General features: G+C 65.7%; 25 protein-coding genes. 10 read left to right on the forward strand and 15 right to left on the reverse strand.

Features of this window, described 5'->3' with window-relative positions:
- Window positions 1-43: 43 nt before the first annotated feature.
- Window positions 44-1,699, reverse strand: a complete 1,656-nt coding sequence (gene ctaD / locus DVH29_RS01380; protein WP_114644347.1) for a cytochrome c oxidase subunit I — start codon at window positions 1,697-1,699, stop codon at window positions 44-46.
- A gap of 27 nt (window positions 1,700-1,726) precedes the next feature.
- Entirely contained in the window at window positions 1,727-2,563 is an 837-nt protein-coding gene (coxB, locus tag DVH29_RS01385; RefSeq protein ID WP_199562499.1) for a cytochrome c oxidase subunit II, read from the reverse strand.
- Window positions 2,564-2,929: 366 nt separating this feature from the next.
- On the opposite strand from coxB, the gene DVH29_RS01390 reads away from it, so the two are divergent.
- Window positions 2,930-3,427: an invasion associated locus B family protein gene (locus DVH29_RS01390; protein WP_114644349.1), complete on the forward strand. Its 498-nt coding sequence runs from the start codon at window positions 2,930-2,932 to the stop codon at window positions 3,425-3,427.
- Window positions 3,428-3,583: 156 nt separating this feature from the next.
- Here DVH29_RS01390 and DVH29_RS01395 read toward each other — a convergent pair whose 3' ends face one another.
- Window positions 3,584-3,787, reverse strand: a complete 204-nt coding sequence (locus DVH29_RS01395; protein WP_158541519.1) for a YjiS-like domain-containing protein — start codon at window positions 3,785-3,787, stop codon at window positions 3,584-3,586.
- Between the two features lie 151 nt (window positions 3,788-3,938).
- Between DVH29_RS01395 and DVH29_RS01400 the strand changes: the two genes are divergently transcribed.
- From DVH29_RS01400 to DVH29_RS01410, 3 genes are all read left to right on the forward strand, one after another.
- Window positions 3,939-4,838, forward strand: coding sequence for a LysR family transcriptional regulator (locus tag DVH29_RS01400; protein ID WP_114644351.1), 900 nt, complete (start codon window positions 3,939-3,941; stop codon window positions 4,836-4,838).
- 70 nt (window positions 4,839-4,908) lie between these two features.
- Window positions 4,909-5,892: an ATP-binding cassette domain-containing protein gene (locus DVH29_RS01405; RefSeq protein WP_245944841.1), complete on the forward strand. Its 984-nt coding sequence runs from the start codon at window positions 4,909-4,911 to the stop codon at window positions 5,890-5,892.
- Window positions 5,893-5,903: 11 nt separating this feature from the next.
- On the forward strand, window positions 5,904-6,665 hold the full coding sequence (locus DVH29_RS01410; RefSeq protein WP_114644401.1) for an ABC transporter permease: 762 nt from the start codon (window positions 5,904-5,906) through the stop codon (window positions 6,663-6,665).
- A gap of 11 nt (window positions 6,666-6,676) precedes the next feature.
- Here the strand turns inward: DVH29_RS01410 and DVH29_RS01415 are convergent, their stop codons facing one another.
- Window positions 6,677-8,053 carry a glutamate--cysteine ligase gene (locus DVH29_RS01415; RefSeq protein WP_114644352.1) on the reverse strand — a complete coding sequence of 459 codons (1,377 nt, stop codon included), beginning with the start codon at window positions 8,051-8,053 and terminating at the stop codon, window positions 6,677-6,679.
- Window positions 8,054-8,150: 97 nt separating this feature from the next.
- Window positions 8,151-8,891, reverse strand: coding sequence for a 16S rRNA (uracil(1498)-N(3))-methyltransferase (locus DVH29_RS01420; RefSeq protein WP_114644353.1), 741 nt, complete (start codon window positions 8,889-8,891; stop codon window positions 8,151-8,153).
- Window positions 8,892-8,965: 74 nt separating this feature from the next.
- Here DVH29_RS01420 and ubiA point away from each other — a divergent pair, with 74 nt between their 5' ends.
- Window positions 8,966-9,892, forward strand: a complete 927-nt coding sequence (gene ubiA / locus DVH29_RS01425) for a 4-hydroxybenzoate octaprenyltransferase (RefSeq protein WP_114644354.1) — start codon at window positions 8,966-8,968, stop codon at window positions 9,890-9,892.
- Window positions 9,893-9,957: 65 nt separating this feature from the next.
- On the opposite strand, the gene DVH29_RS01430 is transcribed toward ubiA, so the two are convergent.
- Window positions 9,958-10,359 (reverse strand): DUF6101 family protein, encoded by a 402-nt coding sequence (locus DVH29_RS01430; RefSeq protein ID WP_147275971.1) that lies wholly within the window; start codon window positions 10,357-10,359, stop codon window positions 9,958-9,960.
- A 370-nt stretch (window positions 10,360-10,729) separates the two neighbouring features.
- On the opposite strand from DVH29_RS01430, the gene DVH29_RS01435 reads away from it, so the two are divergent.
- Together DVH29_RS01435 and DVH29_RS01440 are read left to right on the forward strand one after the other, a co-directional pair.
- Window positions 10,730-11,566 (forward strand): 3'(2'),5'-bisphosphate nucleotidase CysQ, encoded by an 837-nt coding sequence (locus DVH29_RS01435; protein ID WP_114644356.1) that lies wholly within the window; start codon window positions 10,730-10,732, stop codon window positions 11,564-11,566.
- Complete coding sequence (locus DVH29_RS01440) at window positions 11,563-11,802, forward strand: DUF4170 domain-containing protein (RefSeq protein ID WP_114644357.1); 240 nt, start codon at window positions 11,563-11,565, stop codon at window positions 11,800-11,802. Before DVH29_RS01435 ends, DVH29_RS01440 begins: the two co-directional genes overlap by 4 nt.
- On the opposite strand, the gene DVH29_RS01445 is transcribed toward DVH29_RS01440, so the two are convergent.
- From DVH29_RS01445 to xseA, 3 genes are read right to left on the reverse strand one after another with little or no spacing between them, the layout of a single operon-like run.
- Window positions 11,799-12,932, reverse strand: coding sequence for a glycosyltransferase family protein (locus DVH29_RS01445; RefSeq protein ID WP_114644358.1), 1,134 nt, complete (start codon window positions 12,930-12,932; stop codon window positions 11,799-11,801). The genes DVH29_RS01440 and DVH29_RS01445 overlap by 4 nt on opposite strands.
- Entirely contained in the window at window positions 12,933-13,154 is a 222-nt protein-coding gene (locus DVH29_RS01450; RefSeq protein WP_114644359.1) for a DUF2093 domain-containing protein, read from the reverse strand.
- Window positions 13,155-13,198: 44 nt separating this feature from the next.
- Complete coding sequence (xseA, locus tag DVH29_RS01455) at window positions 13,199-14,749, reverse strand: exodeoxyribonuclease VII large subunit (protein WP_114644360.1); 1,551 nt, start codon at window positions 14,747-14,749, stop codon at window positions 13,199-13,201.
- Window positions 14,750-14,849: 100 nt separating this feature from the next.
- Here xseA and purD point away from each other — a divergent pair, with 100 nt between their 5' ends.
- A complete protein-coding gene (gene purD / locus DVH29_RS01460; protein ID WP_114644361.1) occupies window positions 14,850-16,109 on the forward strand; it encodes a phosphoribosylamine--glycine ligase in 1,260 nt (419 codons plus the stop codon).
- A 351-nt stretch (window positions 16,110-16,460) separates the two neighbouring features.
- Entirely contained in the window at window positions 16,461-17,315 is an 855-nt protein-coding gene (locus tag DVH29_RS01465) for a patatin-like phospholipase family protein (protein ID WP_114644362.1), read from the forward strand.
- On the opposite strand, the gene DVH29_RS01470 is transcribed toward DVH29_RS01465, so the two are convergent.
- On the reverse strand, window positions 17,287-17,736 hold the full coding sequence (locus DVH29_RS01470) for a nucleoside deaminase (protein WP_114644363.1): 450 nt from the start codon (window positions 17,734-17,736) through the stop codon (window positions 17,287-17,289). The two genes, DVH29_RS01465 and DVH29_RS01470, sit on opposite strands and share 29 nt — an antisense overlap.
- 71 nt (window positions 17,737-17,807) lie before the next feature.
- Between DVH29_RS01470 and mutL the strand changes: the two genes are divergently transcribed.
- A complete protein-coding gene (gene mutL / locus DVH29_RS01475) occupies window positions 17,808-19,634 on the forward strand; it encodes a DNA mismatch repair endonuclease MutL (protein WP_114644364.1) in 1,827 nt (608 codons plus the stop codon).
- Window positions 19,635-19,994: 360 nt separating this feature from the next.
- Here mutL and rsmD read toward each other — a convergent pair whose 3' ends face one another.
- From rsmD to ileS, 5 genes are all read right to left on the reverse strand, one after another.
- Window positions 19,995-20,549, reverse strand: a complete 555-nt coding sequence (gene rsmD / locus DVH29_RS01480) for a 16S rRNA (guanine(966)-N(2))-methyltransferase RsmD (protein WP_114644365.1) — start codon at window positions 20,547-20,549, stop codon at window positions 19,995-19,997.
- Between the two features lie 3 nt (window positions 20,550-20,552).
- Window positions 20,553-22,079 carry a pseudouridine synthase gene (locus DVH29_RS01485; protein WP_114644366.1) on the reverse strand — a complete coding sequence of 509 codons (1,527 nt, stop codon included), beginning with the start codon at window positions 22,077-22,079 and terminating at the stop codon, window positions 20,553-20,555.
- A gap of 91 nt (window positions 22,080-22,170) precedes the next feature.
- Window positions 22,171-22,770: a hypothetical protein gene (locus tag DVH29_RS01490; RefSeq protein ID WP_147275972.1), complete on the reverse strand. Its 600-nt coding sequence runs from the start codon at window positions 22,768-22,770 to the stop codon at window positions 22,171-22,173.
- An 84-nt stretch (window positions 22,771-22,854) separates the two neighbouring features.
- Window positions 22,855-23,346, reverse strand: a complete 492-nt coding sequence (gene lspA, locus DVH29_RS01495) for a signal peptidase II (RefSeq protein ID WP_114644368.1) — start codon at window positions 23,344-23,346, stop codon at window positions 22,855-22,857.
- A complete protein-coding gene (gene ileS / locus DVH29_RS01500; RefSeq protein ID WP_114644369.1) occupies window positions 23,343-26,417 on the reverse strand; it encodes an isoleucine--tRNA ligase in 3,075 nt (1,024 codons plus the stop codon). Before ileS ends, lspA begins: the two co-directional genes overlap by 4 nt.

Genomic DNA, 26,417 nt, shown 5'->3' on the forward strand with positions numbered 1-26,417 from the left:
CGGGATAACCGGATTGCGCCATCTGTTTGTGAGCCCTTGGCGCCTACTTGAAGCGCGGCAGGGTCTCGAACTGGTGGTAGGGCGGAGGAGAGGACAGCGTCCACTCCAGGGTCGTGGCGCCCTCGCCCCAGGGATTGTCGGCGGCCTTGCGCTTGCGCGAGAAGGCTTCGAACACCGAGACAAAGAAGATGACCATGCTGACCAGCGTCACCACGTAGCCCCAGGAGGACACGTAGTTCCACAGGGTATAGGCGTCGGGATAGTCGATATAGCGGCGCGGCATACCGGCCAGGCCCAGGAAGTGCTGCGGGAAGAAGATCAGGTTCACGCCGATGAACATGATCCAGAAGTGCAGCTTGCCCAGCAGTTCGGAATACATGACGCCGAACATTTTGGGGAACCAGTAGTACCAGCCGGCGAAGATAGTGAACACCGCACCGAGCGAGAGCACGTAGTGGAAGTGCGCCACGACATAATAGGTGTCGTGCATGGCGCGGTCCGCACCGGCATTGGCCAGCACCACACCGGTCACCCCGCCCACGGTGAACAGGAAGATGAAGCCGATGGCCCAGAGCATCGGGGTGGTGAAGCGCATGGAACCGCCCCACATGGTCGCGATCCACGAGAAGATCTTGATGCCGGTGGGGATGGCGATGATCATCGTCGCCGCGGTGAAGTAGCGCTGGGTGTTGAGCGAGATGCCCGAGGTGTACATGTGGTGCGCCCACACAATGAAGCCCACGGCCCCGATGGCCACCATGGCCAGCACCATGCCCAGATACCCGAAGATCGGCTTGCGCGCGAAGGTCGAGATGATGTGGCTGACGATGCCGAAGCCCGGCAGGATCATGATATACACTTCGGGGTGGCCGAAGAACCAGAACAGGTGCTGGTAGAGGATCGGATCACCGCCACCGGCCGGATCGAAGAAGGCCGTGCCGAAATTGCGGTCAGTCAGCAGCATGGTGATGCCACCCGCCAGCACCGGCAGCGCCAAGAGCAGCAGGAAGGCCGTGACCAGCACCGACCAGCCGAACAGCGGCATCTTGAACATGGTCATGCCGGGGGCACGCATGTTGAGAATGGTGGTGATGAAGTTGATCGCGCCAAGGATCGAGGACGCGCCGGCCAGGTGCAGCGATAGGATGACGTAGTCCACCGCCGAGCCAGGATGACCGGCCGTCGAGAAGGGCGGGTAGAGCGTCCAGCCGGTGCCGGCCCCAAGGGCGCCCGGAGGGCCGTCCATGAACAGGCTGATGAGCAGCAGCAGGAAGGCCGGCGGCAGCAGCCAGAACGAAATATTGTTCATGCGCGGGAAGGCCATGTCCGGCGCGCCGATCATCAGCGGCACGAAATAGTTGGCAAAACCGCCGATCATGGCCGGCATGACCATGAAGAAGATCATGATCAATCCATGCGCCGTGGTGAACACGTTGAACATGTGCTTGCCGGCGTCGAGCGACGCGTCGCCGCCCACGCCGTAGACCATCTGGGCCAGGCCCGGGAAGATCTGGATGCCGGGTTCGGCCAGTTCCCAGCGAATGAAGCCCGAGAGCGCCCCGCCGATAATGCCGGCGACGATGGCGAACATCAGATAAAGGATGCCGATATCCTTGTGGTTGGTCGAGTAGATCCAGCGCTTCCAACCGGTCGGCGCGCCGTGAGCGGCATCCGCGTGAGCAACATCAGCTTGTGTCATGATATTTCCCTTAATTCCGTTTGCCGCCTACTCGGCCGACGCCACGAGCGTGGCATTGGCTCCGGCGAGATCGCCTTCGCTTGCTGCTGCCATCCAGGCGTCGAACTGGTCCTGCTCGACCACGCGCACGGCAATCGGCATGAAGGCGTGATCCTTGCCGCAAAGCTCCGAACACTGGCCATAAAAGATACCGGTTTCGCGAACGTTGAACCAGGTTTCGTTGTTGCGGCTAGTGACGGCGTCGACCTTGATGCCGAAGGAGGGGATCGCGAAGGCGTGCAATACGTCGGCGCCGGTGACCAGCACGCGCACGGTGGTGTTGACCGGCACGACCAGTTCGTTATCGACGGCAAGCAGGCGCGGCTCGTCGGGCTTGTTGGCCTGACGCTGCTCCTCATTGAGCATGACCGAGACAAAATCGACGCCTTCGTCCATGTATTCATAGCCCCAGTACCACTGGTATCCGGTCGCCTTGATGGTGAGGGTCGGCTCGGGGACCTGCACCTCGCCGCCGAAGATCTGCGACCCGAGATAGGTCCGCTCGCCGTCGGGGACGATCTCCTGGTCGGCCAGGACGCCGAAGGACGGGATGGCGATGACAAACAGGATCAGCACCGGGAGAAGGGTCCAGACCACCTCGACCATGGTGTTGTGGGTCACCTTGGACGGCACCGGGTTGGCGCGCTGGTTGAACATCACGATGACGACGACCAGCAGCACCAGGACCAGGACGACCATGCCGGTGATGATCCAGAGCAGCAAATGGTCATGAAATGCCACGATCGAATCCATCATCGGGGTCACCGATTGCTGGAACCCGAGTTGGCCGGGATGGGGTTGCCCCACTTCCTGGGCCATCAACATGGCGGGCGATAGACCGGCCAGCAGTGCGGCGAGTGAGGCTATTGCCAGACGGAAAGAAAATCCTGTCACCTGGACTTCTCCTGAACGCGTTTTTGTTGTCTGCCCTTCAGCATGACCGTCCGGCGCAAAAACGCCGAACACTCCCGACTCATGACTGGGGCAATTTTTCTCGGGTCAGCTAAACCACATCCTTGGGTGCAAGGCAATTGATCTGGGGAACACAATTCATGCGTCAAATTGCGCCATTCACGCCTCATGGTCGCCGCACTCGCGGGTTTGAAGGCAAGGTCGGCATGCCGATATTGACAAGCCCGCCCCCCTCAACGACACAGTACGACCCTATTGGCCATCGCCGGAGTTCCCCTGATGTTTCGTTCCGCCGCTACCTTGTTGCTGACTGCCGCCGCCGCGCTCACGGCCGGTTCCGCATGGGCCCAGGGCAATGTGCGATCCGAACACGGCGATTGGCAGATGAGCTGCGACACCGTTCCCGGCGCCCTCGACGAGCAATGCGCCCTGATTCAGAACGTCACGGCGGAGGACCAGGCCAATGTCGCGCTCTCGGTCATCGCCCTCAAGACGGCTGATCAGGAAGCCCGGCTGCTGCGCGTGCTCGCCCCGCTTGGCGTGCTGCTGCCCAACGGGCTCGGGCTCAATATCGACGGCGAGGATCTGGGGCGCGTGGCCTTCGTGCGCTGCCTGCCCAATGGGTGCGTCGCCGAAGTGGTGCTCGACGACGGGCTGCTGACGCAGCTTTCCGAGGGCGAGAACGCCATCTTCATCATCTTCCGCACCCCCGAAGAGGGGATCGGCATCCCGGTCTCGCTCAACGGCTTTGCCCAGGGCTTTGCCGCCCTGCCCTGAGCGGGCAATAAAAAAGCCGGACCACAGGGGTCCGGCTCGGGCTAGGAAACAGGGCTGTCAAAGGCAATGGAACCCTGTCCCGTTCGGAAGCTCTTGGATGGCCGTCCCGTCGGCAAAACAGGACGACCGAGCTCCGAGACCGGCTTCGGCAAGGGGTTACCGAAGCCAAGCCGTGGCGCGCGCATTGCGGCGCTCATTGAGCAGATCGCCCGCGCTGGCGCCACTGCGCAGCGCTTCGGCGACATCGTAACGGGTCAGCCCCATATCGCTGAGCAGGGTGGCGTCCATCTGCATCATCGCGCGAAGGGTCGAGCGGCGCATGCCGGCGCCGGAGCGGAACTTGGAAAAGAACGGGGCCATGACGGTCTCCACTAGCCCATTCACTCTACCGTCTAAGTAGAGTTTAGCGGGTGACAGGTTTGCGGTACGATTTGCAGATAGGCCCTTGCCCGGCATTATTCAAGCAAATAGATTTCATCCGATCGATCAAGATTTGTGATGGAGAGCCGGCGTGGCCAGCCCCCTCGATCTGGACCAGTTGCAGACCTTCTGCGCGATTGCCGATTGCGGCAGTTTCACAGAGGCAGCGCGGCGTGTGTACAAGACGCAATCGGCCGTCTCCATGCAGATCAAGCGGCTCGAGGAAAGGCTGGGGCAGCCGCTTTTCCTCCGCGACGGGCGGCGCGTGACCCTCACGCGGGAAGGAGAAGCGCTCTATGGCCGGGCGCGGCGCATGCTCAAGGTCAATGCAGAGATCATCGACATGTTCTCCCAGGGCGACCTGGCCGGCAATATCCGCTTCGGGGTGCCGGACGATTATGCGGTGAAGCTGCTGCCGGTGATCCTCTCCAGCTTCCAGCGCACCCATCCGCGCATCACCGTCGACGTGCGCTGCCAGCCCTCCGAGGAGTTGCTGACCGGCATGCGCCAGGGGCGCTACGACATCATCGTCTTCACCCAGGGCACGATGCACGAGTTCGGCGAACTGTTCCGCACCGAGAAGATGCATTGGGTGGCGAGCCATGGCGGGCGAGCGCTGGGCAGCGATCCCCTGCCGCTCGCCTGCGGGCCCAATTTCTGCATCTGGCGCGCCGACGCCATCGAGGCCCTGAGCCGGCGCAACCGCGATTTCCGCATCGCCTATACCTCATCCAATGCCATGGCGATCACCAGCGCCGTGCTCTCGGACCTCGCCATCGGCTTCCTGCCCGAAAGCGCGTTGCAGCCCGGCATGCGGGTGGTGGGCGAGGAACAGGACCTGCCGCGCCTGCAGGATGCGCAGATCGCGCTGCTGCGCGCCTCGCATGCCTATGGCGGCATTTACGACGCGCTGGCCACCCATATCGTCGAATCGATGGGCAACCTGCCCGGCCCGCAGGAAAGCCGCCAGCCAGAGACCGCCGCCGAATAGCCTCAAATCAGAGCTTCGGTCACCGACCGGACGCCTCTTTCCCCCAAAAATTAGACAGATGAGCGAGCCAGTGAACACGGAACGCGATATTCCCGAAATCATGATCGAGGCCAAGGGCCTCAAGCGGACCTACAAGACCAAGAAGGCGGAGATCGAAGCGGTGCGCGGCGTCGACCTTCTGGTGCGGCGCGGCGAGATCGTGGGCTTTCTCGGACCGAATGGCGCGGGCAAGACCACGACGCTGAAAATGCTATGCACGCTGCTGGCCCCGACCGACGGCAATGGCATGGTGGCGGGATGCGACCTGCGCAGCGATTCCGAAGGGGTGCGCCGGCGGATCGGCTATGTCTCGCAATCGGGCAGCACGCTGGGGGAAGCCCTGGCCGGCAACGAGATCGTCGACCATGCGCGGCTCTACGGCATCGACACCAGAACCGCCATCGCCCGAGGCAAGGCGCTGCTTTCGGCGCTCGACCTCGACGGCATATGGGAGCGCAAATGCAATGCGCTCTCGGGCGGCCAGCGGCGGCGGCTCGATATCGTGATGGGGCTGATCAACGAACCCATGCTGGTGTTTCTCGACGAACCCTCGACCGGGCTCGACCCGCAGAGCCGCGCCAATCTCTGGGGGCATATCCGGCGGCTGCGCGACGAGATGGGGACGACGGTGTTCATCACCACCCATTACATGGACGAGGCCGACCAGCTCTGCGACCGCATCCTCGTCATGGACCATGGGGAGATCGTCGCCGAGGGCACGCAGGCCGAGCTCAAGAAGCGGATTTCCGGCGATGCGGTGAGCTTCACCGTCGCCGATACGGGTCGGCTGGAGGAAGCGTCGGCGCTGGCCGCGGCGATGGAGGGGGCGGACCCCCCGATCACCGAAGGCGGGACCGTCAACCTGCACGTGCCGGACGGCGGCTCGGCGCTGCCGAAATTGCTGCGCGATCTCGACCGGGCCGGGATCGAGATCATCGGCGTCGAGGTGAAAAAGCCTACCCTCGACGATGTCTTCCTGACCCTGACCGGCCGCTCGCTGCGCGAAACGGCGTAAGGATGTCCACCATGCGTTTTCTGAGAGAAACCTTCGTCGTCTTTCACCGGCAATTGCGGCTGTCGCTGGCCAATCCGACCTGGATGATCATCTCGATCCTGCAGCCGATCCTCTATCTCACCCTGTTCGGCCCGCTCTTGCAGCAGGTGGCGCTGACGCCGGGCTTTCCGCAAGGGGATTCCTGGTCGGTCTTCGTTCCCGGCCTGCTGGTGCAACTGGGCATTTTCGGTTCCGCCTTTGTCGGCTTCGCCATCATTGCCGAATGGCGGTCGGGGGTGATCGACCGCATGCTGGTGACCCCGGCCAGCCGCTGGGCACTGATCGGCGGACGGGTGCTGCACGACATGCTGCTGGTCATGGTGCAGGGAGCGATCCTCGTCGCCGCGGCGATGCTGATGGGATTGCGGGCTCCCTTCGCCGTCATCGTCATCGGGCTCGTGCTGGTGGGGCTGCTGGGGGCGGCGTTCTCCGCCCTCTCCTATGGGGCGGCGCTGTCGCTCAAGAGCGAGAATGCCTTTGCCCCGCTCACCAATATGTTCGCGCTGCCGATCCTGCTGCTTTCGGGCATTCTGCTCCCCATGAGCCTCGCTCCGGCCTGGCTGCAGATCGCCTCCGATTTCAACCCGATCAAGCATGTGGTCGAAGGATTGCGGGCCGTCTATCGGGGCGAGATCCTCGCCCCGGAAACCCTTCTGGGCTTTGCGATCGCCATCGCCTTCGTGGTCCTGGGTGCCTGGATCGGCGCGGCGGTGTTCAGGGCGCAGACGAAATAGCCTCGCGCGGCTCAGGCCGCGCGCGCCATGCCGCAATCGGAAAACACCCGGCTGATATCGCCCTTCCATTCACCGTGATAAAGGTCGAGCAGGCGCTCGGCCGGGGTTTTGCCGGTTTCGAGCGTATGGTCGAGGGGCCTGAGGAACACGGCCTCGTCCGCCCCTTCCCAATTGAGCCGGTTGCGGGCCTTGAGGCCGGAGCGGGCGATGGCCACCGCCTCGCGGGCGATCTCAAACAGCGTTCCCGACCGGAACGGGGTGTTGAGAGCGAGGCGCGGGACGTCATCGCGCAGGGCCTGGCGCTCCTCCGCCGTCCAATCCTTGACAAGCTCCCAGGCCGCGTCGAGCGCGGCGTCGTCATAGAGAAGGCCCACCCAGAAGGCGGGAAGCGCGCAGATGCCGGCCCAGGGCGCGCCATCGGCGCCGCGCATTTCGAGAAACTGCTTCATGCGCACTTCGGGAAACAGCGTCGAGAGGTGATCCTCCCAATCCTTGACCGTGGGCTTTTCCCCCGGGCGCTGCGGCAGCTTGCCGTTAAGGAAGGCGCGGAAGCTCTCGCCGGCGCAGTCGATATAGCGACCGTCGCGGATGATGAAATACATCGGCACGTCGAGGGCATAATCGACATAGCGCTCGAAGCCCATGCCGTCCTCGAAGGCGAAGGGCAGCATGCCGGTGCGATCAGCGTCGGTATGCAGCCAGATATTGGAGCGGAAGGAGAGGAAACCGTTGGGCTTGCCGTCGAGGAAAGGCGAATTGGCAAACAGCGCCGTGGCGACGGGCTGGAGGGCCAGGCTCACCCGCAGCTTCTTGACCATGTCGGCTTCCGACGCGAAATCGAGATTGACCTGCACCGTCGCCGAGCGGAACATCATCGAGGTCCCGAGGGCGCCGACCTTTTCCATATAGGGCTTCATGATGCCGTAGCGCGATTTCGGCATAACCGGAATCTCGTCGAGCGACCAGGTGGGAATGGTGCCGATGCCGAGGAAATCGATGCCCATGGGCTCGGTGAACTTGCGCAGCAGCTTGAGGTGGTCGTTGGCTTCCGAGCAGGTCTGGTGGATGGTTTCCAGCGGCGCGCCCGACAGCTCGAACTGGCCGCCCGGCTCCAGCGAGATCGCTCCCCCGCCCACGGGGTCGTTGAGCCCGATCACCGTCTCGCCGTCATAGCTGGGCGTCCAGGCGGTTTCGCGCCGCACCATGTCGAGCAGCGCCCCGATACCGTTCTCGCCCTCATAGGGAACGGGACGGAATCCATCCCGGTAGAAGGTGAACTTCTCGTGCTCGGTGCCGATGCGCCAGGCGTCGCGGGGTTTGCAGCCACGCGACAGAGCCTCGACGAGTTGGGTGCGCGATTCGATGATGGGCGAGGGCTTTTCAGCCATGAGTACCTCGAGCTATGCGGTCGGCGACCGGAGTCGCGACAATACAAGGCGCGGTTCCGAGATCAATACTGTTTATCGTCATCTTACGATAAAACTGCTACCAGTCGCCCGCTACGGCCTGGATGAGGGCCAGCGCCGCCACCGCGGCCGTATCGGCCCGCAGGATGCGCGGGCCCAGGCTGATCGGGACGACAAAATCGGCGGCGAGCAGGGCGGCGCGCTCCTCGTCGGCGAACCCGCCCTCCGGACCGATCAGCAGGCCGAGCCGCCGGCCCTCCAGCTCGGCGAGCGAATCGATGGGCGAAGAGGAGGCGGCGCTTTCGTCGCCGAAGACCAGCATGCGGTCGCCATGGGCGGCGGGCCAGCTCTCGAGCAGTGCGTCAAAGCCGATGCGCGGCGCGATGACCGGCACGCTCAGCACCTCGCACTGCTGCGCCGCCTCGATGGCGTGGGCCTCGAGCTTGTCGGGGTTGGGGCGCGGATTCTGCACATAGCGGGTGATGACCGGCTGGATGATGCCGGCGCCCATCTCGGTCGCCTTCTGGATCTGGTAGTCCAGCCGCTTGATGGGCGCAAAACCGAACCAGAGGTCGTTGGGCTCGGTCTGGGGTGCGGATTGCTCGACGAGCTTCAGCGTCGCCAGCTTTTTCCCCGCCTCCGCGATCTCGCACAGGAAGGCGCCGTCGCGGCCGTTGAAGACGACGCATCGGTCCCCTGCCCCGCGCCGCAGTACGTTGACCAGATGGTTGGTCTGGTCCTTGTCGAGGGCGATCTCCATGCCGGTGTGCATGGGCTGGTCGAGATAAAGACGCGGCAGGTGCTTGTGGGTTCGGGGCATTGCGGCTGTTGACTTGAAGCGTTTGAACGTTAGACCCTTTTGGCAGACAATCATCCGTCGAAAAAGGCCCCTTCATGCAGGATCAGAGCCCGGGCAGCGTCGCCGACGCCCCCAGGGGCAATTGGGTCGACCGCCACGCGCCCCAAGCCGCCAAACCCTATCTGCGCATGTCGCGCCTCGACCGCCCGATCGGCTACCAGCTGCTGTTCTGGCCCTGCGCCTATGCGCTCGGGCTGGTGGCCATCGCGACCGGAACCGGCTTCAACTGGTGGCATCTGGTGCTGTTCTTCATCGGGGCCGTGGCCATGCGGGGCGCCGGCTGCACCTTCAACGACATCGTCGACCGCGACATCGACGACAAGGTGGCCCGCACCCGCTCGCGCCCCATCCCTTCCGGGCAGGTGAGCGTCAGGCAGGCGGCGATGTGGCTGGTCGCGCAGTCGCTGGTCGGGCTGGCGGTGCTGGTGCAGTTCAACCCATTCTCGATCCTGCTCGGCATCGCCTCGCTGGGACTGGTGGCCATCTATCCCTTCATGAAGCGGGTGACCTATTGGCCGCAACTCTTCCTGGGGTTCGCCTTCTCCTGGGGGGCGCTGCTGGGCTGGGCGACAGTCACGGGAACCCTGGCGCTGCCCGCCTTCATCCTCTATCTGGGCTGCATCTCCTGGACGATCGGCTATGACACGATCTACGCCTTGCAGGATGTGGAGGACGACGTGCTGATCGGGGTGAAATCCACCGCGAGGCTGGCCGGGGAGAAGGTGAGGCCCTTCGTGGCGCTGTTTTATAGCGTCGCTGCGGTGCTGTGGCTGATCGCCGCCGCACTTTCGGGCGCGAGTCTCGTGTTTTTCGCGCTGTTTGCCGTCACCGCGGCCCATCTTTGCTGGCAGGTGCTCACCATCGAGCGCATTAATGGCGCGCGCAGCCTGATGCTGTTCAAATCCAATCACTGGCTGGGCATGGCGTTTACGCTGGCCCTTGTCGCCGACACCCTCGTCTGAACACTTGCCCCGCCACGAGGGCGGGGCAAGTGTTTGCGCTTTGGAGGTCGCAAGAAACCCTGGGATCAGGCCGTGCGCTCGCCGGGCTTGCGGCGGCGGGCGAAACGGGTGCGGCGTTCGGCTTCGGCCGACAGCATGCGGCGGGAATGCTCGACCCCGACCATCACGCCGTCGATCTGCTGGGAATAGGCCACGAGGCTGCCGTCGCCGGCCCGGATATAGAGCGGCAGGCGGAGCTTCTTGCCCCAGTTCTGCCATTCGGCGACGATGTTGGCGTTGCCGCCCTCTTCATAGACGCGATAGTTGAAGTCGCCATTGGGATGGACCAGTTCGATCGTCGAGGTCAGATCGCCGGATTCGGAAATATGGGTGGCGACCGCAACCCCGATATATTCGGCGACCGGCACCTTGACCTTGACCGTCACGCCGCTCTTGTCGAGCTGGCGCCGCACGGTGACCGTCCTCACATCGGCGAGCGGACCATTGTCGTTCGCGGGTTGGAAAATACCGGGCTGGGAACATCCCGCGCCGGCGAGGAGCACACAGGGCAATCCATCAATCGTTACACCGCGAACCATAGTCAGCCTTCCTGTCAACTTTCGAGAGCGTTTGTTTTTTGGTGCTCTCGTTTTTGTTGAGGCCAATCTAGCGCGGCGCCCTCACGAACGGCTTAAAAAACGGGGTTAAGTTTGTCTTGTATTGAAATGGGTTAGCGGAATCTCACCCGGTGTAAGAGGCGATTAACCGCATGAGCTTGCGCGGCCTTGCCAACCGGCATAACAAGGGCGCGCCCGCGATGGCGGGCCCCGACCCTTCTTAATCAAGCGCGGAGTGGGCATGCCCACCAACATTTCCCATGGCATCGAGGACGATATCAAGCTGCTAAAATCGGCTGCCGTTCATGCCGGGATCATCGCCCTGGGCTTTTTCCGCACCGACCTCAAGACCTGGACCAAGAACGCCACCTCCCCCGTCTCGGAAGCCGATATCGCGGTGGACGGGTTCCTGACCCACGCCCTGCGGGCCGCGCGGCCCGATTATGGCTGGCTCAGCGAGGAGACGGTGGATTCCCTCGACCGGATGAGCCGCCGGCGGATCTTCATCGTCGACCCCATCGACGGCACGCGCGGCTTCATCAATGGCGAGGACAGCTGGACGATTTCCCTCGCCGTGGTCGAAGACGGCCGCCCGGTCGCCGCCGTGGTCTATGCCCCGGTGCGCGACGAGATGTATGTGGCGGGCAAGGGGCTGGGGGCGAGCTGCAATGGCAACCGGCTGGACGCACGTCCCGCCCCCGAGCGCGAACGCCTAATCCCTGCCCCCGCCGCCGTGCATCGGGAACTGGCCGAAAGCGGCCTCGACTACCAGAAGGGTCCGCTCTATCCCTCGCTGGCCTATCGGCTGGTCCAGGTTGCGGCGGGCCGGCTGGCGGCCACCGTGGCGCGGCGCGGCGCGCAGGACTGGGACGTGGCTGGGGCGGACCTGATCCTCACCGAGGCGGGCGCTGCATTCGAAGACGTGTGCAGCGGCACGCCGATCTACAATGTCAGCGATACCCGCCATGGCGCGCTTGCCGCGACGGCAGACGGCTCGCTACTATCGCCCTTGCGCGACGCGCTGCGCACCGTCTATGGCTGCCCACAAATTCTGGAACAAGGGTCGGGATCGATATGACCGAAGCATCGGGAAAACAATTGCTCCATCTCGTCATCGGCGGCGAGTTGTCCGGACTTGCAAGCATCGAATTCAAGGATCTAAACGCGGTCGACATCGTCGGGGTCTATCCCAACTACAAGGCGGCCTATGACGTGTGGAAGCAGAAGGCACAGATGACGGTCGACGACGCGCAGACCCGCTATTTCATCGTGCATCTGCACAAGCTGCTCGATCCGGCCGAGGACGCGCTTTAGCCGAACAGTTCCGCCAGCACCGCATCGAGCGTGCCGGGGCCGCCGAGGCGTTCGCGGCCGATGGCGCCGCGCCGGGCGCGTTCGCCGGGGTCATCGAGCAGCAGGCGCACGGCATCGGCGATGGCGTGCGCCGAAGGGTCGACCAGCATGCGGCTTTCTCCCATCAGCGCCTGTTCGTCGGCCATGCGCTTGGGGCGGTTGGCGGGATCGTTATAGGTGATGACGGGCTTGCCCAGCCCCAGCGCCTGCTGCGTGGCGGTGCCGGCCTGGGCGAGCACGAAATCGGCCGCCTGCAGCACATTGCCCATCGCCCCGGCCACCAGGCGCAGGGTGAGACCCTTGCCGACCAGGGCGCCCATATCCGAAGATGACGTTTTCTCCGGCGGGTGCCAGGCCAGCCCGGTGGCGGCGGCCAGATCGCCCGGCGCGATACCGGTGGCGAGGGCCACGTGAATGCCCGCCTCGCCAGCGCCCTCCACCTGCTCCAGCGCCGCGACCTGCATGGAAAGATTGGCCGGCGTATTGGCCCGCGACCCCGGCAGGAGAGCGATTATGGCGCGCTCGGGAGGCCCCCTGTCGATCGCATAATCGCCATAGGGGATGGTATCCATCATGACATTGCCGTGCGAATGCGCGTCGATGCCGACCTTGCTCAGGCTCTTCGCCAGAATGTCATCGCGGCAGAAGACGCGATCGCATGTCCTGCCGATCACCCAGCGCTCCAGAGCCGGATAGGCGTGGGCATAGCCGGTCTTGAAGACGTCGAGATAGATCGAGACGCGCAGCCCGGCCCGCCAGGAGAGGAACAGCCCAACCGCGTCGCCGATGACGACGACCTTGTCGTAGACGTCGCGGCTATCGCGCAGGAAGCGCACGGCCGGGGCGACCGATTTCAGCATGGCACCCAGATCGCGCCGCACCGAGCCCCGGGCGTGGCGCCAACCCTGGCTGGGGATATGCGAACGCGGGCCGACAAGGGGACAGAGGTCGCGATAGGCGTGGCCGCTGCCAACCACTGGATAGGCCTCCACGCGGCCGTCCCGGGGAAATCGCCGGATCAGTTCGGCGCCGATGGCATCCTCGCCATGTCCGTTGGAGATGACGAGCACGCGCGGCGTATGGGCCCGCACCTAGCTCTCGCCGATCGAACTTTGATAGGCTTGGAAGGCGATCTCTGCACTGGCATAGGCCTCCTGCCGGTCAACGCTCCAATAGGTGAGGTCGTCGATCGGGATCGGCACGCCGGTCACCGCGCAGCGCACGAACGTGCCGGGCTTGACCACGACATAATCGGCGTCGAGATAGCGGATCTTGGCTTCGGAGGGCGAGAAGCCCGGGTCGAGAATATTCATGTGTGCTTCCTTCCCTGCCTGTTTACCGGGGATTTCAGGCAGCGTCAAAACAGACTTTCCTGCTCGTCCGGGCCCTGGTCGGCCCTGGATTTGCGCCGGGGGATGGGCGGCGCGCCGGCCACGGTGGCGGCTATGGTGCCCTGTGCCACGTCGATCGACAGCGCGTCGCCGGGCTGGACGTCGGCGGCGGTGCGCACGAGGTTCCCGGCGCTGTCGGTCACCAGCGCAAAGCCGCGCGCCAGCACCTGGTGATAGCTCACCGAGGAGAGGAGCTTGGACAAGCCGTCGAGCCGGGCCCGCCGCGTTTCGACGGTGCGCAGATAGGCGGCGTCGAGGCGCGCGGCGGCGGTTTCGAGCCGCCTTGCGCCGCGATCAACGGGCGCCGCCAAAAGGCCGGACCGCAGGCGCCCGGCAAGCGGCGTATAGGCGAGCCGGGCTCGGCCGAGCCGGGTCTGGAGGCCATAGGCGGCGCGGGTCGCGGCCGTATCGAGGCGGTTGCGGGCGCTCTCGGCGCGCTGGCGCAACAGCCCCGGGGCCAACCGCCCCGACACCCGTTGATAGTCCAGCGCCTTGTTGTGCTGGGCGACGCGCAGGGCCGAGCCCAGCCGGGTGGTCGCCATATCGAGCCGCTGGCGCGGAGTGGAGACCAGATCGCCCGGGCGCGGCAGGCCGGCCGAGGCGGCGCGCAGCCGGTCGCGCAGGCTCGAGGCGGCGCGGCGGGTCGCCTGGCGCTGGCGGGTGCCCAGATCCTCGACATAGGCGATAAGCTCAGCGCGCACCGGAACGGCCATTTCCGCGGCGCCGGTCGGCGTCGGCGCCCGCTTGTCGGCGACATAGTCGATCAGCGTGATATCGGTCTCGTGGCCCACGGCGGAGATCACGGGAATCGCCGAGCGCGCCACGGCGCGGACGACGCTTTCCTCGTTAAAACCCCAAAGGTCCTCGATGGACCCTCCGCCACGCGCGACGATCAGCAGGTCGGGACGGGGAATCGGACCGTCCGGCGAGAGGGCATTGAAGCCATCGATGGCCGCGGTGACCTCGGGAGCGCAGGTCTCGCCCTGGACGCGAACCGGCCAGACGATGACATGGGAGGGGAAACGGTCGTCGAGGCGGTGCAGGATATCGCGGATCACCGCGCCGGTCGGGGAGGTTATGACCCCGATCACCTGCGGCAGATAGGGGAGCGGGCGCTTGCGTTCGGGGGCGAACAGGCCTTCGGCGAGCAGCTTCTTGCGCCGCTCCTCGAGGAGCGCCATCAGGGCCCCTGCCCCGGCCGGCTCGATCTGCTCGATGACGATCTGGTATTTCGACGAGCGCGGATAGGTGGTGAGGCGCCCGGTGGCGATGACCTCCAGCCCTTCCTCGGGCTTGAAGGTCAGGCGCTGATAGCTGCCCTTCCAGACCACGGCGTCGATAACGGCGCCGTCATCCTTGAGGGTGAAATAACTGTGGCCCGAACTGTGGCGGCCGCGAAACCCCGATATCTCGCCGCGCACGCGCACGAAGCCGAAGGTGTCCTCGACCGTGCGCTTTACCGCGCTGGAGATTTCGGTGACCGTGAACTCATGGGCATTGGACTGGGCATCGCTCATGGTGTGTTGGTGGCCGACCCATACGATTCCGTCAAGGGTGGCGGGGCCGGATGGGCCATGATAGAGGGGCGCCACGAATGGACGGCCAGGAGAAGCGACAATGCGGGTTTTGCTGATCGGATCGGGCGGACGGGAGCACGCGCTGGCCTGGGCGATGACGAAATCGAACCGGCTGGACAAGCTGTTCGTGGCCCCCGGCAATGGCGGCACAGAGGCGATCGCGGAGAATGTCGCGCTCGATGTGGCCGATCATGACGCGGTGATTGCGTTCTGCCGCAGCGAAGCCATCGACCTCGTGGTGGTGGGGCCGGAAGTGCCGTTAGTGGCTGGAATCGCTGACGATTTGCGGGCGGCGGGGTTCGCGGTGTTCGGGCCCTCGGGGGTCGCGGCGCAGCTGGAGGGGTCCAAGGCGTTCACCAAGGCCTTGTGCGACGAGACGGGGATACCCACTGCGGCCTATGCGCGCTTCGACAAGCTGGAGCCGGCGCTGGCCCATGTGCGCGAGAAGGGGGCGCCCATCGTCATCAAGGCGGATGGGCTGGCGGCGGGCAAGGGCGTGACGGTCGCGGAAACCATTGAAAACGCTGAAGAAGCCCTGCGCGAATGCTTCGATGGCGCCTTCGGGGCGGCGGGGGCGGAAGTGGTGATCGAGGACTGCCTGGTCGGCGAGGAGGCCAGTTTTTTCGCCATTTGCGACGGCAAGGATACGGTGCTGCTGCCGGCCGCGCAGGACCACAAGCGCGCTTTTGACGGCGATCAAGGGCCAAATACGGGCGGAATGGGGGCTTATGCGCCTGCTCCCGCTATGACAATGGCCGTTATGGAACGTGTTGTGCGCGAGATCGTCACCCCGGCCATCGCCGGCATGGCGGCGCGCGGCACGCCCTTCACCGGGGTGCTGTTCACCGGGCTGATGATCACCGAGGACGGGCCCAAGCTGATCGAGTTCAACACGCGGTTCGGCGACCCCGAATGCCAGGTGCTGATGATGCTGCTCGACAGCGACCTCATCGACATTCTCGAAGCGACCGCGACCGGGCGGCTGGCCACGGTCACCCCGCGCTGGAAGGAGCAGGTGGCACTGACCGTCGTCATGGCGGCCAAGGGATATCCGGGCGACTACGCAAAGGGCTCGGAGATCGGCGGCCTCGACGGGCTCGACAGCGACACCGTACGCGTCTTCCACGCCGGCACGGTCCGCGACGGCGCGCGGGTGCTGGCCAATGGCGGGCGGGTGCTCAATGTCACGGCAATCGGCGATGACGTGGAAGAGGCCCGCGCCCGCGCCTACGCGGCGGTCGAGGCCATCGACTGGCCAGAAGGGTTCTGCCGCCGCGATATCGGCTGGCGCGCACTTTAGGGTCGAAGCGCGATTATATCACGTTCACGATGGAGACGAAAATGGCCAGATGGCAGGAAGAGAGCGCAGCGCGTATCGAAATACGGGTAAGCTCTCTGACGCACCAGCTGGCCATTTTCGTCCCACCCCGGAGGGGCGCGCCGGCTGTGCCCGTCCGGTACGTCAAGCCGCTTGCCCGTGTTAGGACACGGGCGTCGCGTCTTTCCTGCCGGGCCGACCAAATCTGGCAGCGTCGTGAGCGGGATATAATCGCGCTTCGACCCTAACCCTCAGGACGCGAGCGGCTTCTCAACGGGTTGGAGGTGGAATAGGCTCGGCTTCCAGCTTGGAGGCTCACGCGCTGTGGGAACCATGGACGATCCGCGGATAGGCATTGCGCTCGGCGGCGGCGCCGCGCGCGGGCTGGCGCATATCCCGTTCATCGAAGCCATGGACGAATTGGGGCTCAGGCCCGACCTCATCGCCGGCACCTCGATCGGCGCCCTGCTCGGATCGGGCTGGGCGGCCGGGCTCAGCGGCCGGGACATCCGCGAACTGGCCTATCAGATGCTCGGCACGCGGAACGGGCTGTTCGGGCGGCTGCTCTCCACCCAGTTCCGCTCCATGAGCAATATCCTGCGCGAGGGCATATCGATCCAGCTCGACCCCGAGCAGATCTTCGATACCTTCACGCCGGACGGCATGGCGGAAACCTTCGAGACGCTGGCCATCCCCTTTGTCTGCGTGGCGACGGACTTCAAATCCTGGCACCAGGTGCCGTTCAACACCGGCCCGCTGCGGCCGGCGGTGGCCGGATCGCTGGCGGTGCCGAGCCTCTTCAAGCCGGTCAGCCATCACGACACGCTGCTGGTGGATGGCGGGGTGGTCAACCCGCTGCCGCTCGACCTCGCCGGAGCGGGCAACGACATCCTGATCGGCATCGACGTCAGCGGCGATCCCCGGCCCTGGCCCGAAGGCAAGATCCCGACCATGCTCGATATCGGGTTCGGCTCGGCGCAGATCATGATGCACCAGATGATCGCCAACATGATCGCCGCCTATCCGCCCGACCTCTATTTCCGCCCCCACCACGTAAATATGGGCGCGCATGAATATTGGCGGGTGCGGGAAATCGTGGCGGCGGGCGACGCGGAAAAGGACCGCTTCAAATACCAGCTCTCCAAGGAAATCGAGATGTTCATCGCCTCGCAGCGAAAAATCTCCTGAGCAGTTCGGCGGCCCGCGTCGCCTGCACCCCGCCGATCACTTCGGGGGCGTGGTGGCAGGTGGGCTGGGCAAAGAACCGCACCCCATTGTCGACGGCGCCGCCCTTGGGGTCCTCGGCGGCGTAATAGACCCGGCGGAGCCGCGCATGGGCGATGGCCCCGGCGCACATGGTGCAGGGTTCGAGCGTGACATAGAGGTCGCAATCGCCCAGCCGCCCGGTGCCGTCCGCCTCGAGCGCCGCGCGGATGGCATTGAACTCGGCATGGGCGGTGGGATCGCGGGTTTCGCGCATGGTGTTGCGGCCCCGGCCGATGACCCTCCCCTGGCGCACCACCACAGCACCCACCGGCACCTCGCCGGCGGCGGCGGCCTCCTCGGCCAGCGCAAAGGCGATCTCCATGGGATTGTCGGGCGTGGTCATGGGACGCGTCCATATCAGCTTTGGCGGAGACTGTCCTATTGTTAGAATAGGGCCAAGGAGAATCACCGCCCATGGCCATCCGCCAGCTTCCAGACGACCTGATCAACAAGATCGCCGCCGGCGAGGTGGTGGAGCGGCCGGCCAGCGTGGTCAAGGAACTGGTCGAAAACGCGCTGGACGCCGGCGCGAGGCGGATTGCCATCACCACGGCGGCGGGCGGCAAGTCGCTGATCCGCATCGAGGATGACGGCCATGGCATGGACCGTGACGACCTGGTGCTGTCGGTCGAGCGGCACGCCACGTCGAAACTGGCCGAGGACGGGCTGGACGACATCCGCACGCTGGGATTCCGCGGCGAGGCGCTGGCTTCGATCGGCTCGGTCTCGGACCTGTCGATCGCCTCGCGCACCGTGGATGCGGAAACGGGACTGAAGATCACGGTGCGGCGGGGGACGAAAGAGGGGCCGGTGCCGCACCCGATCAACCGGGGGACGGTGATCGAGGTCAAAAATCTCTTCGCTGCCATCCCGGCGCGGCTCAAATTCCTCAAATCGGACCGCGCCGAGGCCGGGGCGATCACCGATGTGATCAAGCGCCTCGCCATGGCGCATCGCGGCGTGCATTTCGTGCTCTCGGGCAGCGACCGCCAGCCGCTCAACTGGCCGGCCCAGCACGGGGAAAATGCCGTGCACGCCCGGCTGGCGCAGATCATCGGGGCCGATTTCCCGGCCAATGCGCAGGAGATCGCCTTCGCGCGCGGGGGGATCGTCGTGGGCGGGCTGGCCGGATTGCCGACCTATTCGCGCGCCAACACGCTCAACCAGTTCTATTTCGTCAATGGCCGCTCGGTGCGCGACAAGGTGCTGCTGGGGGCGGTGCGCGCCGCCTATGCCGATTTCTTGCACCGCGACCGGTTTCCGGTGATCGCGCTGTTCGTGGCCATCGATCCCGGCGAGGTCGACGTCAACGTGCACCCGGCCAAGGCGGAATTGCGCTTCCGCGACCAAGGGGCGGTGCGCGGCGCGGTGATCCGGGCCATTGGCGAGGCGCTGGCGGCGGCGGGGTTCAAGGCCTCGTCGAGCGTCGCCGACGCGGCGCTGTCGAGTTTTCGCGCGCCCATGCCCTCGTATTCAGGGGCACCCGAGCCACTTTCGGCGCTGGCCGAGCCGGCGACGGCGACGCCCTTTTATCGCCCGCCGCACGCCCATCTCGACGGCAGGCTGCCCTATCAGCCGCATCTGGCGGCGGAAATCCGGCGGTTCGACGCGCCGAGCGCACGCATGGAGCCCATCGCCGAAGCCCCTGCCGCGCCGGGTGAATTCCCCCTGGGGGTCGCGCGGGCGCAGGTGTTCGAGAACTATATCGTGGCCCAGAACGGGGATGCGCTGGTGCTGGTGGATCAGCACGCGGCGCATGAGCGGCTGGTCTATGAACGCTTCCGCACGCAATTGCGGGCCGGGCCGGTGCCGAGCCAGCGGCAATTGATCCCGGTGGTCATCGACCTGCCGGAAGAAGATTGCGCCCGGTTGGAGGAGGCGGCGCCGACGCTGGAACGGCTGGGCCTCTATCTCGACCGCTTCGGGCCGGGCGCCGTCGCCATCAATGAGACCCCTGCCCTGCTCGGCCAGGCCGATATCGAAGGGCTGGTGCGCGACCTCGCCGATGGGCTGGCCGAATGGGATTCGGTGGCGGTGATCGAGGAACGGCTCGACACGATCATCGCCCGCATGGCCTGCCATGGCTCGGTGCGCTCGGGGCGGCGGCTGCGCGGCGACGAGATGAACGCCCTGCTGCGCGAGATGGAGGCGACGCCCCATTCGGGGCAGTGCATCCATGGGCGCCCGACCTATATCGAGCTCAAGAAGGACGATCTGGAGCGATTGTTCGGGCGGCGCTAGAGCAATTCCTGATCTGATTGAATCAGATCAGGAGCTCTAAGTCTTTGTTTGATCGCGTTTCCGAACCGGATAAGTGGTACCCACTTATCCTGGAAACACTCTGAGGATTAGGCGGGCCTGTCGTGCTCGGCCCCGGCGGCCACCAGCAGACCGGTGACCGAAGCCACCAGAACGGCCACCGCCCCGACAAGACCCAGGATCACGAACAGCATTGGTCCAAACCTCCAGTTTTGAGAGCAATATCCAGCCAACCCCTTGAACGGGATGACGGTTCCGCCAGAAGATGGCCGCTGGTGGCGATTGTGTGGCATTTTGGGGCCGCGTTGCGTTTTCCCCACAGTGCTCAACAGGTGGAGCGGCTCAGGTGCGAACGAGGAAGGTGACCGCCGTGTCGGCATATTCGCGCCGGTCGATGACCTCCGTGCCGGACGGCGCGGCGATGGCGACGTCCTTGCGCTCTTCGAGGACGATCAGGGCGTCCGGCGCGAGCCATCCCCCGGCCAGCGCCGAGGCGATGGCCTTTTCGCCCAGCCCCTCGCCATAGGGGGGATCGACGAAGACGAGATCGGCGGGTTTTAAGCGCTCGACCGGGCCGAGATCGGTGGCGTCGCGCTTGAGGAGCTTGGTCTGGCCGCCGAGGCCGAAGCTCTCGATATGGCCACGGATCAGCCCCCGCGCCTCGATGCCGGTATCGACGAAGACGCAATGGAGGGCGCCGCGCGACAGCGCTTCGAGGCCCATGGCGCCGGTGCCGGCGAAAAGATCGAGTACGTAGAGCCCATCCAGATCGGGGCCGATGCGGCTGCCGATGATGGAGAACACCGCCTCCCGGACGCGATCGGCCGTGGGGCGGATCGCGCCGGATTTCGGCGTTTCGAGCTGCTTGCCGCGAAAGCGGCCGGCAACGATGCGCATGGGCTATTTGTCCTCGTCGCGCCGGGGACGGCCCGGACGCGGCGGGCGGCGGTCGCCGCGCGCGGAAGGACCACGGCCCGGGCGGTTGTCGCCGGAGTCGCGCCGGGGCTTGCGGTTGCCGGACGGCGCACCACGATCGTCGGGGCGCGGGGCCCGGGGCGGACGGCGGTCGCCGCCGCCGGGACGGGCCGGCCGATCGGAAAACCCGCCCTCGGGCCGGTCGCGGCGCGGCCCCTTGGCAAAGGGCCGGTCGCCATCGCGGCGCGGCGGGCGGTCGCCAAAGGCCTTGTCGCCCTTGTTGGGGCCGGTGCGGCGGGCCAGCGGGCGGCCCTCATCCTTGCGGAACGGACGGGCCTCCCCTTCGGGCCGGGCCCGGTGGGGGCGGCCGGTATCGCCGCCGCGGCTTTCCTTGCTGAACGGCTTGTTGCCGAAGCTGCGCCTGGCGTCGGGGCGGCCGCCATCGCCAGCAGGGCGGCGGGGACGGTCGTCGCCCTCGAAACGCTTCTTGAAGCCGCCGGGGCGGGCCGGGCGGTCGTCGCGGCGCTTGTTATCATCGTCATCGCGGCGGCGCGCCTGCGGGATGAAGGTCTCGGACGGGCGGCCATCGTCGAAATGCACCACGCGGGGCGGGGCCTCGCGGCGCTCGGGGCGCTTGAAATCGGGGCGCTTGCGCAGGCCCGTATAGCGGTCGCGCTCGGTGGCGCGGGTCTCGGGCTTTTGCGGCGCGCGGCGGCGCGGCTGGGCGGCCTCCTCGTCGACGGGGCTGTCGAAATCGGCCCCGGCGCTGTCGGCCAGCCGCTTGCCGAGCTGGTCCTTGAGGATGCGGGTCCGGACCTTTTCCACGTGCCCGGCCGGCAGGTCGCCGAGCTGGAACGGGCCATAGGACAGCCGAATCAGGCGGTTGACCTCGAGGCCCAGGGCGCCGAGCACGTTGCGGACTTCGCGGTTCTTGCCTTCGCGCAGGCCCACGGTGAGCCAGACATTGGCGCCGGTGGCGGAATCGAGCACGGCTTCGATGGGGCCGTAATCGACGCCCTCGACGGTGATCCCCTCGGCCAGCGTATCGAGCCGGTCCTGGGTGATGGCGCCGAAGGCACGGACGCGATAGCGCCGCACCCAGCCGGTGGCGGGCAGCTCCAGCGTGCGCTTCAGCCCGCCGTCATTGGTGAGCAGCAGCAGGCCCTCGGTGTTGAAATCGAGGCGCCCGACCGTCAGCACGCGCGGCAGGTCCATCTGCGCGAAGGCCTCGAACACGGTGGGACGGCCCTCGGGGTCCTTCTCGGTCACCATCAGCCCGGCGGGCTTGTGGTAGAGCCAGAGCTGGGTGGCCTGCTTGCGGGCGATGGGCTTGCCGTCGACGGCAATGGCATCGGCCTCGACGACGTTGAAGGCCGGGGTCTTGACGACGCTGCCATTGACCGCGACGCGGCCGGAGGTGATGTAGCCTTCGGCGTCGCGGCGCGAGCAGATCCCGGCCCGGGCGATGACTTTGGCGAGGCGTTCGCCGGCGGAGGAGGTGTTCTCGCTCATCTGGAGCGGTCTTCTTTCAATTCGAGTGACAAGCAAAACAAAGCGAGGCCAGCGGCCCCGCCCCGTGGATTTTCCGGTTCTGGTCCGGCGACTACCGCGTCAGCGAGGCGCGCACCTCGGCCGGGCAACGCGAATCGGTGATCGAGACAAGCTGCCCATCGGGGGCCTGGCAAATCAGCGACCGCCCGTTGATGGTCTGGAAATAATCGGCCGGAGGCAGGTAGATGTTGCGCTGGGTATTGGCGTTCTGGGCGGCGGCCCGCGCGGCGAGCTGGCGCGCCTCGGCCTCGGTCAGCGGCCGGCCCGACAGCGCATCGGCGCTGATGACGCGCCCGGACCGCAGGGCCTGCAGATCGGCGGTGGTCAGGCCGGCTGTATTGAGGGCCGCTGTGTTGGAATCGGTCGGGATGACGGCGGTCGAGGTGCCCGGCGGCGGCGGCGTCACTCCCGAGGCGGGCAGGACGAGCGGGCTGCGCTGGCCCGAGACCATGGGCTTTTCCTCCCCCGGCACCATGCCGACACCCTGCAGGGTGGAGCGCATCACCTCGCGCTCGAAGGTCAGGGGATCGACCAGCGCGTTGGTGCCCTCGACGGTGGTGCAGGCCGAGAGGGCCAGACCCGCCGCCACAGCCAAAAAGCCCAGGCGCAGCAAGCGCTTCGCCTTGCCAATACTCTCAACACCGTTACGCATCGACGCCTCTGGACCCGTGGACTTTTATCACTATTTTTCGGCCTTATACCCTATCGCGGCACCTAACGCCAGAATTTGACCGATTTAGGGTTGCGCCTCGGTCCGGGCCTTGGGGCGCAGGACGTCGATGATCAGAACCAGCACGCCGGCGCTGATGGCGATATCGGCTATGTTGAAGACATACCAGGAGAAATTGCCCACATAGAAGTGGAAGAAATCGGCCACCGCGCCATAGACCACCCGGTCGATGGCGTTGGAGAGGGCGCCGCCGATGGCGAGGGCGATGCCGATGCGGGTGAGGAAGGCCTGGTCCCTCCACCACCACCAGGCAAGGGCGAGCATGGCCAGCCCCATGACAACCAGCAGCATCTCCGCCCCCAGCCCGCCGAGCAGGCCGTAGGAAATGCCGGTGTTCCAGACGAGGACATAATCGAAGAACGGGGCGATACTGATCACCTCGCCGCCGGTCCAGCCGCCCAGATCGACCTGGAGATATTTGTGCGCCCGGTCGAGGAGAAACACGGCGGCGCCGAGGACGAGGCTCCACGCCACCGATGGCTTCTGCAACGCCGTCATACGCCGAGCCCGGCGGCGGCGCGCTCGCGCATGGCCTGCGCATCGCGGGGGGTGAGGTCGGGATAGTCGGGATCGGACCCCACCTCGGGCAGCACCTTCCAGGAGCGGGCGCAGCGCGTGCCCTCGGCGAGGCGGAACACCACCGCGACCCCCGGCACCTCGTCGAGACGGAAAGCCTCGTCGCCGGCAATCGCCTTTTCCTCAAGGGTCAGCGCAGACGTGATGCACAATTCGGCGAGGTCCTGGCCCTGGACTGCGGCGGCAAGGTCGGGATCGGTGATGGCGACCAGCGGCGCGGCCTCGAGCGAGGAGCCGATGACCTTGTTGCGGCGCTCGATTTCGAGCGCCCCGGTCACCACGCGGCGCACGGCGCGAATCCGCGTCCATTTGGCGGCCAGAGCGTCATTGCGCCATGCGGCCGGAACCTCGGGGAAGGTGCGGGCGTGGACGCTGGACGTTTCGCCCGGGTTCCGTTCGAGCCAGACTTCTTCCATGGTGAAGGCCAGCACCGGGGCGAGCCAGGCGGTGAGGCAGGAATAGAGCTGGTCGAGCACGGTCAGCGCCGCCTTGCGGCGGACCGAGGAGATCGGGTCGCAATAGAGCGCATCCTTGCGGATGTCGAAATAGAAGGCCGAGAGCTCGAGATTCATGAAATTGGCGATGGTGGTCACCACGCGCTTGTAGTCATAGGCGCGATAGCCGGCCCGGACCTCCTCGTCCAAGACGGCGAGGCGGTGCAGGATCAATTGCTCGAGCTCGGGCATATCGGCATGGGCCACCGCTTCGCCCGGCTGGAAATGGGCGAGATTGCCCAGCAGCCAGCGGAAGGAATTGCGCAGCTTGCGATACATCTCGACCGTATTGGCGAGGATTTCGTCGCCGATGCGGTGATCCTCGGAATAGTCGATGGTGGCGGCCCAGAGGCGCAATATGTCGGCGCCGAACTTCTTGATGATGTCCTGCGGGGCGATGGTGTTGCCCAGCGACTTGCTCATCTTGAAGCCGTTCTTGTCCATGGTGAAGCCGTGGGTCAGAACCGATTCATAGGGCGCGAAGCCGTTGGTGGCGCAGCTTTCGAGCAGCGAGGAATGGAACCAGCCGCGATGCTGGTCGCTGCCTTCGAGATACATGGAAGCGGGGAATTTGAGGTCCGGCCATTTCTGCGGGTTGCGCAGGACGAAGGCGTGGGTGGAGCCGGAATCGAACCACACGTCGAGAATGTCGGAAACCTGTTCCCACGCTTGGAGATCGGGCACGTCATTGCCCAGGAACCGGGCCTTGGCGCCTTCGGCGAACCAGGCGTCGGCACCCTCGGCGAGGAAGGCCTCGACGATGCGGGCGTTGATGGCCTCGTTCCTGAGGATTTCGCCGGTGTCCTTGTGGACGAAGACGGTGATGGGTACGCCCCAGGCGCGCTGGCGCGACAGCACCCAATCGGGGCGGTCGGCGATCATCGAACGCAGGCGGTTCTGCCCGGCAGGGGGCACGAAGCGGGTGCGGTCGATGGCGGCAAGGGCGCGGGTGCGCAGGGTGTCTGGCGCGGCGCCCTGTTGGAGACCGCCTTCGGGCGCGGAGCTCGTGGCGCCCCCCTCATCCGTCTCGCTTCGCGATCCACCTTCTCCCACCAGGGGAGAAGGGGTTCCTGGGACGGTGGAGAGGGTTTGGCCCTCAAGGTCCTTGTCCATATAGACGAACCATTGCGGGGTATTGCGGAAGATGATGGGCTTTTTCGAGCGCCAGGAATGGGGGTATTGGTGCTTGAGCCGGCCCCGGGCGAAGAGATTGCCCGCCGCGATCAGCGCGGTGATGACGCGCTGGTTGGCGTCGCCCTTCTTGCCCTTGTCGTCGATGACCCGCGCCGCGCCGCCTTCGGCGTCGGGGCCGAAACCGGGGGCGTCCTTGGTATAGAAACCGGCATCGTCGACAGTGAAGGGGATGGCGGTATCGATGCCGCGCGCGGCGATGTCGCGCCCCTTGGCCATCCAGACGTCAAAGTCGTCGGCGCCGTGGCTGGGGGCGGTATGGACGAACCCGGTGCCCGCATCGTCGGTGACGTGGTCGCCATCGAGCAGAGGCACGGCGAATTCATAACCGCCGCCGAGGCCGCGCAGGGGGTGATGCAGCGTCATGGCGGCGAGTTGTTCGGCCGTGACATCGGCGAGGCGCCTGAAGGTCAGCTTGGCCTTGTTGGCGCTTTCCGCGGCGAGCTGGTCGGCAAAGACCAGCTTTTCGCCCGGCTGGGGCCCGAAATCGTTCTCGGCGGTTTCGACTTCGTAGAGGCCGTAGGCGATATGGGAGGAATAGGAGACGGCGCGGTTGCCGGGGATGGTCCAGGGGGTGGTGGTCCAGATGACCACGAATGCATCCGGATGGGCGCCTTCGGCCACCGGGAATTTCACCCAGATCGCATCGCTCTCGTAATCCTGATATTCGATCTCGGCCTCGGCCAGCGCGGTGCGCTCGACCACCGACCACATGACCGGCTTGGAGCCGCGATAGAGCTGGCCGGAGGCGGCGACCTTCATCAGCTCGCTGGCGATGGTGGCTTCGGCATCGAAGCTCATGGTGAGATAGGGGTTGTCCCAATCGCCCATGACGCCCAGGCGCTTGAATTCCTCGCGCTGGATATCGACCCATTGCTCGGCGAAGGTGCGGCATTCGGCGCGGAACTCGTTGATCGGCACCTCGTCCTTGTTCTTGCCCCTGGCGCGATACTGCTCCTCGATCTTCCATTCGATGGGCAGGCCATGGCAGTCCCAGCCCGGCACATAGGCCGCGTTGTAGCCCAGCATCTGCATGGAGCGCGAGACGAGGTCCTTGAGGGTCTTGTTGAGCGCGTGGCCGATATGGATGTTGCCATTGGCATAGGGAGGGCCATCGTGGAGCGTGAACTTTTCGCGGTCGCGGCTCTCGTCGCGCAGCAGGCGGTAAAGGTCCATGTCTTCCCAGCGCTTGAGCCATTCGGGCTCGCGCTGCGGCAGGCCGGCCCGCATGGGGAAAGCGGTCTGGGGCAGGAACAGGGTGTCGGAATAGTCGCGCTCTGTCGTCGCGCCCGGTTGCGTGTCGGTCAT

Origin of the sequence: Pelagibacterium lacus (genome assembly GCF_003345525.1) — a bacterium.
GTDB lineage: Bacteria > Pseudomonadota > Alphaproteobacteria > Rhizobiales > Devosiaceae > Pelagibacterium > Pelagibacterium lacus.